Source organism: Bradyrhizobium murdochi, assembly GCF_000472965.1.
Classification (GTDB): Bacteria; Pseudomonadota; Alphaproteobacteria; order Rhizobiales; family Xanthobacteraceae; genus Bradyrhizobium; species Bradyrhizobium murdochi.
In genome coordinates this window covers 266974-280911 of sequence record NZ_AXAU01000008.1, presented here as the reverse complement: position 1 = coordinate 280911, position 13938 = coordinate 266974, and the positions used below count along the sequence as shown (strand labels likewise).

Annotated in this window: 17 protein-coding genes; 14 read left to right on the top strand and 3 right to left on the bottom strand. The window is 62.6% G+C overall.

What is annotated here, in order from left to right:
- The first annotated feature begins 10 nt into the window (after positions 1 to 10).
- The 14 genes from YUO_RS0117880 (at position 11) to YUO_RS0117820 (ending at position 10770) form a co-directional block, all read left to right on the top strand.
- Positions 11 to 643: a nicotinate-nucleotide adenylyltransferase gene (locus YUO_RS0117880; RefSeq protein WP_028348525.1), complete on the top strand. Its 633-nt coding sequence runs from the start codon at positions 11 to 13 to the stop codon at positions 641 to 643.
- A gap of 230 nt (positions 644 to 873) precedes the next feature.
- A complete protein-coding gene (gene rsfS, locus YUO_RS0117875; protein WP_028348524.1) occupies positions 874 to 1227 on the top strand; it encodes a ribosome silencing factor in 354 nt (117 codons plus the stop codon).
- Positions 1228 to 1322: 95 nt separating this feature from the next.
- Positions 1323 to 1805 (top strand): 23S rRNA (pseudouridine(1915)-N(3))-methyltransferase RlmH, encoded by a 483-nt coding sequence (rlmH, locus tag YUO_RS0117870; RefSeq protein ID WP_028348523.1) that lies wholly within the window; start codon positions 1323 to 1325, stop codon positions 1803 to 1805.
- Positions 1806 to 1905: 100 nt separating this feature from the next.
- Positions 1906 to 3228 (top strand): murein hydrolase activator EnvC family protein, encoded by a 1323-nt coding sequence (locus YUO_RS0117865; RefSeq protein WP_035726926.1) that lies wholly within the window; start codon positions 1906 to 1908, stop codon positions 3226 to 3228.
- The gene (locus tag YUO_RS0117860; RefSeq protein WP_028348521.1) at positions 3225 to 4580 is read left to right on the top strand and encodes a S41 family peptidase; all 1356 of its coding nucleotides are present in this window, start codon (positions 3225 to 3227) and stop codon (positions 4578 to 4580) included. The genes YUO_RS0117865 and YUO_RS0117860 overlap by 4 nt, the downstream gene beginning before the upstream one ends.
- Positions 4581 to 4753: 173 nt before the next feature.
- Positions 4754 to 5965 carry a divergent polysaccharide deacetylase family protein gene (locus YUO_RS0117855; RefSeq protein WP_028348520.1) on the top strand — a complete coding sequence of 404 codons (1212 nt, stop codon included), beginning with the start codon at positions 4754 to 4756 and terminating at the stop codon, positions 5963 to 5965.
- Positions 5966 to 6061: 96 nt separating this feature from the next.
- Positions 6062 to 6565 (top strand): RNA pyrophosphohydrolase, encoded by a 504-nt coding sequence (locus YUO_RS0117850; protein WP_028348519.1) that lies wholly within the window; start codon positions 6062 to 6064, stop codon positions 6563 to 6565.
- Between the two features lie 28 nt (positions 6566 to 6593).
- On the top strand, positions 6594 to 7115 hold the full coding sequence (locus YUO_RS0117845) for an RNA pyrophosphohydrolase (RefSeq protein ID WP_430649547.1): 522 nt from the start codon (positions 6594 to 6596) through the stop codon (positions 7113 to 7115).
- A 157-nt stretch (positions 7116 to 7272) separates the two neighbouring features.
- Positions 7273 to 7503: a DUF4349 domain-containing protein gene (locus YUO_RS44800; protein WP_083754622.1), complete on the top strand. Its 231-nt coding sequence runs from the start codon at positions 7273 to 7275 to the stop codon at positions 7501 to 7503.
- A gap of 80 nt (positions 7504 to 7583) precedes the next feature.
- A complete protein-coding gene (locus YUO_RS40965; protein WP_035726922.1) occupies positions 7584 to 7877 on the top strand; it encodes a hypothetical protein in 294 nt (97 codons plus the stop codon).
- A 193-nt stretch (positions 7878 to 8070) separates the two neighbouring features.
- The gene (locus tag YUO_RS0117835; RefSeq protein ID WP_028348517.1) at positions 8071 to 8523 is read left to right on the top strand and encodes an Hsp20 family protein; all 453 of its coding nucleotides are present in this window, start codon (positions 8071 to 8073) and stop codon (positions 8521 to 8523) included.
- Between the two features lie 92 nt (positions 8524 to 8615).
- On the top strand, positions 8616 to 9116 hold the full coding sequence (locus YUO_RS0117830) for an Hsp20/alpha crystallin family protein (RefSeq protein ID WP_028348516.1): 501 nt from the start codon (positions 8616 to 8618) through the stop codon (positions 9114 to 9116).
- A gap of 78 nt (positions 9117 to 9194) precedes the next feature.
- Positions 9195 to 9524 carry a hypothetical protein gene (locus YUO_RS0117825; RefSeq protein WP_028348515.1) on the top strand — a complete coding sequence of 110 codons (330 nt, stop codon included), beginning with the start codon at positions 9195 to 9197 and terminating at the stop codon, positions 9522 to 9524.
- A gap of 139 nt (positions 9525 to 9663) precedes the next feature.
- Positions 9664 to 10770 (top strand): trypsin-like peptidase domain-containing protein, encoded by a 1107-nt coding sequence (locus YUO_RS0117820; protein ID WP_028348514.1) that lies wholly within the window; start codon positions 9664 to 9666, stop codon positions 10768 to 10770.
- A gap of 260 nt (positions 10771 to 11030) precedes the next feature.
- On the opposite strand, the gene YUO_RS0117815 is transcribed toward YUO_RS0117820, so the two are convergent.
- The 3 genes from YUO_RS0117815 to YUO_RS0117805 all read right to left on the bottom strand — a co-directional run bounded on the left by YUO_RS0117815 (position 11031) and on the right by YUO_RS0117805 (position 13910).
- Complete coding sequence (locus YUO_RS0117815; RefSeq protein ID WP_028348513.1) at positions 11031 to 11438, bottom strand: F0F1 ATP synthase subunit epsilon; 408 nt, start codon at positions 11436 to 11438, stop codon at positions 11031 to 11033.
- 96 nt (positions 11439 to 11534) lie between these two features.
- Entirely contained in the window at positions 11535 to 12977 is a 1443-nt protein-coding gene (atpD, locus tag YUO_RS0117810) for a F0F1 ATP synthase subunit beta (protein WP_028348512.1), read from the bottom strand.
- A gap of 54 nt (positions 12978 to 13031) precedes the next feature.
- Complete coding sequence (locus tag YUO_RS0117805; protein WP_028348511.1) at positions 13032 to 13910, bottom strand: F0F1 ATP synthase subunit gamma; 879 nt, start codon at positions 13908 to 13910, stop codon at positions 13032 to 13034.
- Between the last annotated feature and the right edge of the window lie 28 nt (positions 13911 to 13938).

The following is a 13938-nucleotide window of genomic DNA, read 5'->3' as shown; positions in this document are numbered from 1 at the left end:
GACCCCTCCGATGAAATTGCAATCCGCCGCGCAAGCCGTTCCCTTCCATACCAATGGCATGCGCGTCGGCCTGCTCGGCGGCTCATTCAATCCGCCGCACGCGGCGCATCGCGCCATCAGCCTGTTTGCGCTGAAGCGCTTGAAGCTCGATCGCGTTTGGTGGCTGCTGACCCCTGGCAATCCGCTCAAGGATACCGGCCGGCTGCATGGCCTTGGTGAACGGGCGCATGCCGCGCGCGACGTCGCTGACGATCCGCGCATCGATATCAGTTGTCTCGAAGCTGTCATCGGCACCAAATACACTGTCGACACGATCATTCATTTGCGCCGCCGCGTTTCCGGCGTGCGTTTCGTCTGGATCATGGGCGCCGACAATCTCGCGCAGTTCCATCGCTGGAAGGATTGGCGGCGCATCGCTGCCGAGGTGCCGCTCGCCGTGATCGATCGTCCGCCGCAGAGTTTCCGGGCGCTAGCTGCGCCGGCCGCCCAGGCGCTGGCGCGGTATAGATTGCCCGAGAATCAGGCGGCCCGGCTGGCCGATCAGCAGGCGCCGGCCTGGGTTTTCCTCACCGGCATGAAACTGAACCTGTCGTCGACGGGCCTGCGGAACTCTGACGGGAGCTGGAAGGCAAAAAAGAAGTGACAGTTCGGTCTGAACCGGCGGGTGGGTCACTGGAATATTGAAACCATTAACCCCACATGCCTAATATGGTCCGCGGACGTCGGGATTCGGCGTTCGCGATACAGTGAAAGGAATGGTCCCTGGCCACATCTGTATTGTCCAAGTCTAAGTCTGTTTTGCCCAAGGCAACTAGCAAGAATTCTGGCAAGTCCGCCAAGAACACGGGTAAAACACCGACACAAGCTGCAGCCTTGAAGGCGCAACCCGACGCCGACAAGACGCTGAATATGATCCTCTCCCGCCTCGACGATATGAAGGCGGAAGAAACGATCACCATCGACCTTCGCGGCAAATCCGCCTTTTCCGACTACATGATCGTCACGTCAGGCCGGGCCAACCGGCATGTCGGCGCGATCGCGGAAAACGTCACGAAAGCCCTGAAGGAAACCGGCGTCAAGAACATCCATGTCGAGGGCCTGCCCAATTGCGACTGGGTGCTGATCGATTCCGGCGATGTGGTCGTGCACGTGTTCAGACCCGAGGTGCGCGAATTCTACAATCTTGAAAGGTTGTGGACGCAAAACCCGGCGGCGGCAGCGATCTGAAACCTCGGCCGATGCGAATCGGCTAAGGCGCATGTAGTTTGCCAGCGCGCGCGAAAAGCGCGCGTGCCGGAAAGTGCACGCCAGAAACAGCATTCATGCGCCTCGTCGTGGTTTCAATAGGCCGGCTGAAGCAAGGCCCGGAGCAGGAGCTCGCCGAACGCTACCGCGAGCGCTTCGAGGACATCGGCCGCAAGCTCGGTTTTCGCGGGCTTTCGATCCATGAAATTCCCGAAAGCCGCGCACGCGACACTGCGACCCGGATATCGGAGGAGGCCGCCGCGATTTCGGCGGCGATACCGGAGAAATCCATGCTGGTGGCGCTGGACGAGCACGGCAAGAACATCGATAGCGCGACCTTCGCCCGGCAGCTCGGCGATTGGCGGGACGAAGGGATCGCCAACACAATTTTCGCCATCGGCGGCGCGGACGGACTTTCGCCCGATTTGCAGCGCAAGGCTAAATTACGCATTGCGTTCGGCTCGGCGACCTGGCCGCATCAAATGGTTCGCGTCATGCTTCTTGAACAGATTTATCGGGCCGCCACCATTCTGGCCGGCCACCCCTACCACCGCGCGTAAGGCCCGGTGACGTGAATACAGAGAACGCTGAATAGGCCGGATGCATTCAACGCAGCACATTCATTCATGCCCTAACACCGGCCATCGCGGTGCACCGCTGATGTTAGCCGTCTCGCTTCCCCTGATCCTGCTGTCCGCAAGCTTTGCTATGACGTCGCTTTTGCCAGCGGCGGCGCAACCCGCCGCAACCGCGCAGCAAGCAACTGCCGTTTCGCCCGATGCCATCAAGCAGCGTGAGCAGGAGCTGGAAGCCGCGCGCGAGGAGCAGCGCAAGGCGGCCGAATTGCAGCAGAAGCTGAAGGCCGACATCGCCGCGATCGGGCAGGACCGCTCCAAGCTCAACCAGCAACTGATCGACATCGCAACCCAGGTGCGCAGCATCGAAACCCGCATCGGCGAGACCGAGGGGCGGCTGCGCCCGCTCGACAGCCGCGAACAGCAGGCCCGCGCCTCGCTCGATTCACGCCGCGCTGAAATCATCGAGGTGCTGGCGGCCTTGCAGCGCGCCGGCCGGCGCACGCCGCCGGCGCTGCTGGTCCGACCTGAGGACGCACTGCAATCGCTGCGCACCGCCATGCTGCTCGGCGCTGTCGTCCCCGAACTGCGCGGCCGCGCGGAGAAGCTTGCCGCCGATCTCGGCGAGCTCGTGACCCTGCGCAAGAACATCGCCACCGAGCGCGACATACTTGCGCGGGACCGCGACAGGCTGAAGGACGATTCCATCCGACTGGCGGCGCTGGTGGAAGAACGACAGCGCAAGCAGAGCGCGATCGAAAAGGACATGGAGGCCGAAGGCGCACGCGCCATCACCCTGTCCAGGCAGGTCGACAGCCTGCAGGGCCTGATCGGGAAAATGGAACAAGATCTGAAGAGCGCCGCCAAGGCGGCCGCGACCGCCAGCCTGCAGGGCGCCCCACCTGCCCCGGGCGGCAAGCCCAATCTGGGAGCATTGAAAGATCCCGCCCGGCTGAGCCCGGCGATCGCATTCGCTTCTGCGAAGGGGCTGTTCGCTTTTCCGGTCAATGGCCGCAAGATTCGCAATTTTGGCGGTTCCGACGGCGCGGGCGGCGTGGAAAAAGGCATTTCTTTGGCGACGCGCGCCGGGGCTCAGGTCACAACACCGTGTGACGGCTGGGTTGTTTACGCCGGACCCTTCCGCAGCTACGGACAACTCTTGATCCTCAATGCCGGGGGCGGGTATCATGTCCTGATCGCCGGGATGGAGCGCATTTCGGTAAACATCGGCCAGTTTGTACTTACGGGAGAGCCGGTCGCGACCATGGGAACAACGTCCCAAGTCGCATCCATCCTCGCGACGACCGCGAGCCAGCCGGTGCTCTACGTCGAGTTCCGCAAGGACGGCACTCCAATCGACTCAGGCCCATGGTGGGCGACAAGTGAAGGCGAAAAGGTTCGCGGATGATGCGCAAGACTTCTGTAATTCTTCTCAGCGCCGCCACCGGTGCGGCTTTGACGCTCTTCGTCACGCAGCCTCGTTCCGTGCTGATGGGATCGAGTGCGCGTGCTGCAACGTCGGACACCTACCGCCAGCTCAATCTGTTCGGCGACGTGTTCGAGCGCGTGCGCAGCGACTATGTCGAGAAGCCCGACGACTCCAAGCTGGTCGAATCGGCGATCTCGGGAATGCTGACCGGCCTCGATCCGCATTCCAGCTACATGGACGCCAAGAGCTTCCGTGACATGCAGGTGCAGACCCGCGGTGAGTTCGGCGGGCTCGGCATCGAGGTCACGATGGAAGACGGGTTGATCAAAGTCGTCTCGCCGATCGACGACACGCCGGCGTCGAAGGCCGGCATCATGGCCAACGATATCATCACCAATCTCGACGACGAAGCCGTGCAGGGTCTCACCCTCAATCAGGCGGTCGAGAAGATGCGCGGACCGGTCAACACCAAGATCCGTCTCAAGATCATCCGCAAGGGCCAGGAAAATCCGATCGAAGTGACGCTGGTGCGCGACAACATCCGCGTCCGCTCCGTCCGCGCGCGCATCGAACAGGACGACATCGCCTATATCCGCGTCACCACCTTCAACGAGCAGACCACCGAAGGCCTGAAGCGCGAGATCGGCAACCTCTCGAACCAGATCGGCGACAAGCTGAAGGGCTACATCATCGATCTGCGCAACAATCCCGGCGGCTTGCTGGAGGAAGCGGTCACCGTTTCCGATACCTTCCTGGAGCGCGGCGAGATCGTCTCGACCCGCGGCCGCAATGCCGAGGAGACCCAGCGCCGCGCCGCCCATTCGGGCGACCTGACCAAGGGCAAGCCGATCATCGTGCTGGTCAACGGCGGCTCGGCTTCGGCTTCCGAAATCGTCGCCGGCGCGCTGCAGGACCACAAGCGCGCGACGCTTGTCGGCACGCGCTCATTCGGCAAGGGCTCGGTGCAGACCATCATTCCGCTCGGCAGCGGCAACGGCGCGCTGCGCCTCACCACCGCGCGCTACTTCACGCCGTCGGGCAAGTCGATCCAGGCCAAGGGCATCGTGCCCGATATCGAGGTGCTGCAGGACGTGCCGGACGAATTGAAGGCGCGCACCGACACCAAGGGCGAAGCCTCGCTGCGGGGCCATCTGAAGACCGACGGCGACGAGAAGACCGGCTCGCAGTCCTACGTGCCGCCGGACGCCAAGGACGACAAGGCGCTGAAGACGGCCGCCGACCTGCTGCACGGCATCAAGTCGACGGCAAGCAGCGCTCCAGCGCCCGGCGACAAGGCGGCAGTCGACAAGCCAGCCAAGGCGGCGAACTGATCATAGCCCCGTAAATTTCCCTGAAGAAAAGGCGGCCTCCGGGCCGCCTTTTTGTTGCGCTTCCGGCCCGTCCGCTGCCCTGGCGAGGGCCAGGCGAGGCGCTTTTGCGCGCGGCGCAGCGCTTGAATCCGACTCCTCGTGGTATCGTCGGCGAGGTTGATTCGGGGAGGTCTATGACGGAAACGGCCGACGAACTGAGCACGCCGCTTGGACAGAAGACGGAGCGCCAGAAGCGGCGGTTTCGGCTGCCGTTCACCGCGGTGCAGGCGCTGGCCATGCTGCTCGGCCTGTTCCTGGTCGCCTTCCTGACGATCGCTCTGTTTACCGACAATCCGTTGGGTGGCGAGCCCGTCGCCCACGTCGCATTGCGCGGGCCTGCGGGGGACGACAAGCAGCCGGCGGCTTCCGGCCACACCGAACAGGCCGCAAAAAGTCCGTTACAGCAGGCCCCGGCCGGCGACAATAAGGGTGATAACAGAACCGTCACCATCATCGATGGCTCCAGCGGCAAGCGCCAGGACGTCGTGATCGGCAGCGATGCCGCCGACAAGTCCGGCTCGGACTCCGCGCCGGCAACCGCGATGGCCGGCATCGATCCGCGGCTCCTCGAAAAGTCGCGCTACGGCATGATCCCGGCGGTTGCCGACGGTCTGAAACCCTTCACTGTCTACGCGGCCGACGCCGACCGCACCAAGGCCGCGAAGATGCCGGTGGTCGCCATCGTCATCGGTGGCCTCGGCGTCGGCGCTGCCAAGACGACCGATGCCATCATGAAACTGCCACCGGCCGTGACGCTCGCGTTTACGCCCTATGGGGCGGATCCCGCCAAGTTGGCCGAGCGGGCCCGCGCGCAGCGCCACGAGATCCTGCTGCAGGTTCCAATGGAGCCGTTCGATTATCCCGATAACGACCCCGGCCCGCAGACCTTGCTCACGACGCTGACGTCAGAGCAGAACATCGACCGGCTGTACTGGCACCTCAGCCGGCTCCAGGGCTATGCCGGGATCGCCAATTTCATGGGGGCGCGTTTCACGGCCACCGACACCGTGATGCAGCCGATCATCCGGGAGGCAGCCAAGCGCGGCCTCGGCTATCTCGATGACGGCTCCTCGCCGCGGAGCGCTGCGCCGTCCCTGACGGCTGCCCAATCGATGCCGTTCGCCAAGGCCGATTTCACCATCGATGCCGTACCGACCTCGGCCGAAATCGACCGGACACTGGTGAAACTGGAAACGCTTGCCAAGGAGCGCGGACTGGCTGTGGGCGTCGCCTCGGCGCTACCGGTTTCGATCGAGCGGATTGCCGCCTGGATCAAGACTCTTGAGACCCGCGGCATCATGCTTGTGCCATTGACAACGGCGATGCTGAAATCAAAATCAGGCTAGAGATCAACCTGATGGCAGCAATCCGGGCTCCCTCTGATTGCGCCGCCCCGGCCGGTTTGCGGGTGACTTGCTGCAGCTATAGGAGTCCTGACGGAAATGGCGCGCTACGAGGACCTGCCCTACCGGACCTGCGTCGGCATGATGCTGATCAATGCAGCCGGGCTGGTTTTCATTGGCCGGCGCGCCGGCGGCATTGAACATGTCGACGAATCCCACGTCTGGCAGATGCCGCAGGGCGGGGTCGATCCCGGCGAGGATACATGGGAGGCCGCCAAGCGCGAGCTTTACGAGGAAACCAGCGTTCGCTCGGTGGAGAAGCTTGGCGAAGTCTCGGATTGGCTGATCTACGACATCCCACGCACAGTGGCCGGCCGCGCCTGGAAGGGCCGTTATCGCGGGCAACGGCAGAAGTGGTACGCGGTGCGTTTCACCGGCAAGGATAACGAGATCAACGTCGCCAGCCCCGGCGGCGGGCACAAGGCCGAATTCGTTAGCTGGCGCTGGGAGCCGATGAAGAATCTCCCGAACCTGATCGTACCGTTCAAGCGACCGGTCTATGAGCGCGTGGTCAAGGAATTCGCCAGCCTGGCGGGCAGCTAGCCACTTTCTTTGTGACGCGTCTATCGTGATGCGAACCGGCACTTATCAGGACATGTCCGACAAACCCTATCGCCCCAATGTGGGGATCGCGCTGTTCAACACCTCGGGTCAGGTGCTGATCGGCCGCCGCTTTCGTGATGACGGGCCGGAAATCATCTTGCCGGGTCTGGAATGGCAGATGCCGCAGGGCGGCATCGACGCCGACGAGAACCCGCGCGATGCCGTCATGCGCGAACTCTGGGAAGAGACCGGGGCGGTCAGCGCCGAATACCTCGGCGAGACCGATTGGATGAATTACGAATTTCCGCCGTATGATGGGCCGGTCGACCATCGCTTGGCGAAATTCCGCGGCCAGCGGCAGAAATGGTTCGCATTGCGGTTCACCGGCCGCGACGACGAAATCGACCCACTGACGCAGCGTAACGGCCAGCCGGCCGAATTCGATTCCTGGCGCTGGGAGCGGCTCGAGCGTGTCGCGGACCTCGTGGTGCCATTCCGGCGTGACGTGTACCGGATGGTGGCGCAGCAGTTCGCGGAATTCGCCCGCTAGATTCTATCGAACCGAAAGGCTCTAGACTGCGTCTAACCACACGGTGGATGCGAGGCGCTTGACAGTGGTTTGTCGCTGAATATTTTTGCGCAAAGCGGATTCTCCGCCGTAACCCACTCAGAGGAAACGATAGAGCGACCGTCAAGGGATGACGAAGATGATCGACGAAAAACTGGCCCGTTTGCGTACACATCGCAACAATATCGACCGTTATCGCCGGCTTCTTAAAACCAGGCTGACAGAGCTTGAACAACAGTACATCGAACAGCGGCTCTCCGAAGAACAGTCGGCTCTGGAAAGACTCGCTGCCTCTACATTTCCGCTCACTTTCCAGGCCCCGGAACAACATTCTCGCAGACCGGAGCCGCCGATCTCGTCGGCGGCCTGAGATGTCCGTTGCGGCGCGCCGCTCGTCGACCGACCCGACCAGGGCCGGGAATATTCGGCGTGACCCAATGTTGGTCTGACATGAAGGACGTGACCGTTACCAAGCGCCGCCGGAGTTGGGAATGGCGGGTAACCGACGAGAGCGGCAGGCCGATCATGAGCGGCCGAGAACGCAGCCGGCCGGCCGCCCGCTATCAGGGCTATCGAACCTTGTTCATGCTGCTCGCCATCGGCCAAAGGCCGAATGAAATGCAGGCCCTGCGCTCGGGCCGCAATATCGGGCAAACGGTTGCGCGCGACCGGCCTCACCCGGTCGTGCGAACGGCGCCTCCCGCATCGGCGGGGCCGGGATCGGGTGACTTCACGCCCGATTGAGCATCCGACCAATGGCCTGATGGCGCGGCCCAAAATTTTTCCCGCCCGTCTTGAAACTTTTCGATCGATTTCTAATTCGATTTCTGCCGCGGACAGCGGTGCCGGATGCCAGCCTGGGTCCGGCGAGTTGAGTGGGCGCCGGACGGTGTCCGACGCTCCTTCGTATCCATCTTGCTCTTAGGAGGACTTGGTTATGAGGACCTTCGACTTCTCGCCCCTGTGGCGTTCCACGATCGGCTTCGATCATCTGGCCGACCTGCTCGACAGCAGCTTGCGGCATTCGGCCGACGACAATTACCCGCCCTATAATGTCGAACGTTGCGGCGAAGACGCCTACCGGATTTCGCTCGCGGTGGCCGGTTTCGGCATGGACGATATTGCCGTAACCGCAGAACGCGACACGCTGATCATCGAGGGCAAGAAGCCCGACGCCGAGCACCGCGAATACCTCTATCACGGCATCGCGGCTCGGTCGTTCCGGCGGGTGTTCAATCTCGCCGACTATGTGCAGGTCAAGCAGGCCTCGTTCAAGGATGGTCTGTTGATCGTCGATCTCGTTCGCGAAGTGCCTGACGCGATGAAGCCGCGGCGCATCCCGATCGGCAACGCCGGCGCTTCCCACCAGATCGAGCCGAAGGCGGCTTAAGCCTGCTTCGGCAATACCGGCTTGGTGCGCGGATAACCGGCCGCGCGCAAGCCAATGCAAGCAACATCAGCAATCTCTGTAAGGAGGACATTATGGCTTTTCGCAGTTTGATTCCCTGGTCGAGAAACCAGGAGCTTGCGCCTACGCGCGACACCTTCGATCCCTTCTACACCCTGCACCGGGAGATGAATCGGCTGTTCGACGACGTTTTCCGCGGCTTCCCGACGCCTGCCCGTTTCGGCAGCCCGCTGATGGAAGGTCGCTTCGGATGGCCAAGCATCGAGCTCAGCGAAACCGACAAGGAGCTGAAGGTTTCGGCTGAGTTGCCCGGACTGACGGAAAAAGACGTTCAGGTCGAGATCGCCAACGGCGTTCTGACGCTGCGCGGCGAGAAGAAGTCCGAGCGGACCGACAGTGGCGGCAAATACTTCACCGAACGCTATTATGGCGCGTTCGAACGGCAGATCCCGCTCGACGGCGTCGTAGAAGACAAGGCCGAGGCCAAATTCCATGACGGCGTCTTGACAATCACGCTGCCGAAATCCGAACAGGCTCGTTCGGCCGTCAAGCGCATCCCGATCGTGAACCAATGACGAGAATGGCGGCGGCGCAGTGCGCCGTCGCCACCACCACCAACGTCTCGATCGAAAGGAGAGCAAGGAGACGCGTCGATGAGCAAGGCCGATCTGAGCACCACTGAATTTGCGTTTTTTCATCCCGCCGCACATTACGGCTCCCCAAATGAAGTATTGAACGACCAGCAGCTTTCCGACGCCGAGAAGCGGGTGATCTTGTCGTCGTGGGCATCCGACATGTTCGCGGTCGAATCCTGTCCGAGCCTGCGCGAGATTCCCGGCATGGATCACACCATCCGTCTCGCCGACATTCTCGCCGCTCTGCGCCAGCTTGACGGCGATGAAGAGCTCCGGCCGCGTGCCGAAATCAGCACGCGATGGCGCCCGCGTTGGAAAACCGTATTGCAGGGGCTCTCATCATGCTGACACCAACCATTTTGGCCATTGCATGGGTCAACCACGCAGCCGCCTTGTGGGCGGCGCCATGGCTTGCATTGCAGCATGGCGCGGCACCGCAAGCCGGCTCCTGATCCGCACCTTTCGTAATCCGCGGACGAGAACCCACGTGAACCGACTTTTCGCGATTGTGCTAGCGGGCCTGGTCGGCGCCGCGACCATTGCAGCTCCGGCCTTAGGACAAATTACGAACCTGCGAGGCGGCGGCACGGCGCCGACGCTGGCGCCGCTGGTTCGCGAGGTCACCCCGGCTGTGGTCAACATCGCCGTCCATGGCAAGATCCGTCAGGACAACCCGCTCTATCGCGATCCGCTGTTCCGGGAATTCTTCGACGTCCCGAAACAGCTTGAGAAGGAAATCAACGCTACCGGCTCCGGCGTGATCGTCGATGCGCAGAAAGGCTATGTCCTGACCAACAATCATGTTGTCGATCAGGTCGCCACCGTCCAGATCAAGACCAAGGACGGCCGGCAGTTCTCGGCCAAGGTTGTCGGGCGCGACCCTGGCACCGACATTGCGGTGTTGCGGATTCAATCGCCGGCCGCGCTGAAGGCGATCGCGTTCGGCGACAGCGACGCGCTCGAAGTCGGCGACTTCGTCCTCGCGATCGGCAACCCGTTCGGCCTTGGCCAGACCGTGACCTCCGGTCTCGTCAGTGCACTCGGCCGGACCGGACTCGGCAAACATGGCTATGAGGATTTCATCCAGACCGACGCCGCGATCAACCCGGGCAATTCGGGTGGCGCGCTGGTCAACCTGAAGGGCGAGCTCGTCGGCATCAATTCAGCGATCATTTCACCGGCCGGCGGCAATGTCGGCATCGGCTTTGCAATCCCCGTCAGTATGGCGCGGCGCGTAATGGATCAGATTGTCGAGAACGGGCGCGTCGAGCGCGGCCGGATCGGCATCTCCTTGCGCGAACTAAATCCCGCAACGGACGGCGGGCGCAGCGAGGGGGCGCGGATAGCCGAAGTCAGCCCGGGCTCGCCGGCCGAATTGGCGGGCCTGCGTAAGGGCGACATCGTGCTGAAGGTGGACGACCGCCCTATTCACTCTGCCGCGCAATTGAGAAACCGGATCGGACTCGCGCGGATAGGCGAACAGGTGCGATTGACCGTCGAGCGTTCCGGCGCGCCTCAAATCGTTACCGTTGCGGTGGGACCGGCCACCGAAGCAAGCAGTAGCCAGAGCAACGGCTCGGTTCAGCGACGCTAGAGCCCTTTCGGTTCTGATTGAATCAGAACCGGGCTCTAGATTTTTGTTTTGACGCGTTTTCTTGACGCGAACCGGTGTCCACCCCGGATCAAGTCCGGGGCAGGCTTTCGCTGGAAAACGCTCTAGCTGAGCGGTTCCGGCCGCGCCCCGGCGGCGGCGCTGCGAGAGAAATATTGCCGCAAAAGCTCAGCGCCCGTCACGGTGTGACGAGCGCTGCAAAAACAGGGCCTTCATTGCGCCCCGGAGCGGTGCCCCGGGGCTTAGTGCATAGCGGTGGCGTTGAGCTCGATTTGGATGCTCTTGAAGTGGTCCAGCCGCTCGATGGCGTGATCGAGCTCGGAGCCTTCCTTCTCGGCGAGCTTGGCTTCCATCTCGGCAATGGTCTCGGCGAACTGCGCGCGGTCGACCTCGGCCATCGAGGTAGCGACGTCGGCCAGCACGGTCAGTCCGCCTTCCGACATTTCGGCAAGACCGCCGAGCACGATGATCTTTTGATGTGCGTCGCCTGACGTGATGGTCAGGATACCCGGGCGGATCGCCGCCACGACCGGCGCGTGGCCGGCCAGCACGCCGAAATCGCCTTCCACGCCGGGAACGTCAACCTGATCGACCTCGCCGGAGAAGGCGAGCTTTTCGGGGGAGACGAGATCGAAATGAAAGGTAGCCATGGAGAACCTGCGAATAGCGAATGGCGAATGGCGAATAGCGAATGGTGCAGGAAGTAGCGCTTAACTATTCGCTACTCCCTATTCGCCATTCGCCTCTTAAGCTGCCTCGGCAGCCAGCTTCTTGCCCTTCTCGACGGCTTCCTCGATGGTGCCGACCATGTAGAACGCCGCTTCCGGCAGATGGTCGTACTTGCCTTCGCAGAGGCCGCGGAAGCCCTTGATGGTATCGGCGAGATCGACGAACTTGCCCGGCGAGCCGGTGAAGACTTCGGCGACGTGGAACGGTTGCGACAGGAAGCGCTCGATCTTGCGGGCGCGGGCCACCGCGATCTTGTCCTCTTCGGACAGTTCGTCCATGCCGAGAATGGCGATGATGTCCTGCAGCGACTTGTACTTCTGCAGCACCTGCTGAACCATGCGCGCGGTCTGATAGTGCTCCTCTCCGACGACGAGCGGGGAGAGCATGCGCGAGGTGGAGTCGAGCGGATCCACCGCCGGGTAGATGCCCTTTTCCGAAATCGCGCGGCTCAGCACCGTGGTCGCGTCCAAGTGGGCGAACGAGGTGGCGGGCGCCGGGTCGGTCAAGTCGTCGGCCGGCACGTAGATCGCCTGCACTGAGGTGATCGACCCCTTGTGCGTGGTCGTGATGCGCTCCTGCAGCGCACCCATGTCGGTGGCGAGCGTCGGCTGATAGCCCACCGCCGAGGGGATGCGACCGAGCAGCGCCGACACTTCGGAGCCTGCCTGCGTGAAGCGGAAGATGTTGTCGACGAAGAACAGCACGTCCTGGCCCTGGTCGCGGAAGTGCTCAGCGACCGTCAGACCCGTGAGGCCGACGCGGGCGCGGGCGCCCGGGGGCTCGTTCATCTGGCCGAACACCAGCGCGCATTTTGATTTCACGCTCGGATCGGGATTGCGCGGATCGGCGTTGACCTTGGACTCGATGAACTCGTGATAGAGGTCGTTGCCTTCGCGGGTACGCTCGCCGACGCCGGCGAACACCGAGTAACCGCCATGCGCCTTGGCGACGTTGTTGATCAATTCCTGAATCAGCACGGTCTTGCCGACGCCGGCGCCGCCGAACAGGCCGATCTTGCCGCCCTTGGCGTAGGGAGCGAGCAGGTCGACGACCTTGATGCCGGTCACAAGAATTTCGGCTTCAGTGGACTGGTCAGTGTAGGTCGGCGCTTCCTGATGGATGGCGCGCTTGCCTTCGGACTTGATAGGACCGGCTTCGTCGATCGGTTCACCGATGACGTTCATGATGCGACCGAGTGTGCCATCACCGACCGGAATAGCGATGGGCTCGCCGGTGTCGGTCACTTCCTGGCCGCGCACCAGACCTTCGGTAGCGTCCATCGCAATCGTGCGCACGGTGGACTCACCGAGGTGCTGCGCGACTTCCAGCACCAGGCGGTTGCCCCCGTTCTTGGTCTCCAGCGAATTGAGAATGGCCGGCAGGTGACCTTCGAACTGCACGTCGACAACGGCGCCCATGACTTGGGTGACACGACCGATCTGGTTGGCTGCTGTGGCCATGAATTGCTCTCCTTCGAAATTCTGTACTTGAACGACCGTCAATTGGTTCGTGCGCTAGACCGCCTCGGCGCCGGAGATGATCTCGATCAACTCCTTGGTGATCTGGGCTTGACGGGTTCGGTTGTAGACCAGGGTTTGCTTGCGGATCATTTCGCCGGCGTTGCGGGTGGCGTTATCCATCGCGCTCATCTGCGCGCCGTAGAAAGAGGCGTTGTTTTCCAGGAGCGCTCGGAAAATCTGCACCGCAAGATTGCGCGGCAACAGCCGCGTCAGAATCTCGTCTTCTTCCGGCTCATATTCGTAAGCGGTCGACGGACGGGCATTGGCGGCCGGCTCTTCGACCACCAGCGGAATGACCTGCTGGGCGGTCGGGATCTGTGCGATGACGGACTTGAAGCGCGAATAGAACAGGGTGCAGACATCGAACTCGCCGGCTTCGAACCGTGTCAGGATCTTCTTGGCGATATCCTCGGCGTTGACGAAGCCGAGCTGGCGAACCCCGCGCAGATCGACATGCTCGACGATCTGCTTCTCGAAGGTGCGGCGGAGCTGGTCGTAGCCTTTGCGGCCGACGCAGAAAATCTTGACGTCCTTGCCCTGGCCCATCAAGGAGAGCGCGCGCTCACGGACCAGACGCACGATCGCCGAATTGAACGCGCCACACAGGCCGCGCTCCCCGGTGCAGACGAGCAGCAGATGCACCTGATCCCTGCCAGTGCCGGCCAACAGCGCCGGAGCGCCTGGCGAGGCGGCGGCAGCAGCGGCGATGTTGGAAATCACCGCATCCATCTTTTCGGCGTAGGGCCGAGCCGCTTCGGCGGCGCTCTGCGCGCGCCGCAGCTTCGAGGCCGCGACCATTTGCATGGCCTTGGTGATCTTCTGCGTCGCCTTGGTCGAGGCGATGCGGACCCGCATATCTTTTAGTGAAGCCATTCTCAGTTCACCCCGGCGATCCGGCCAT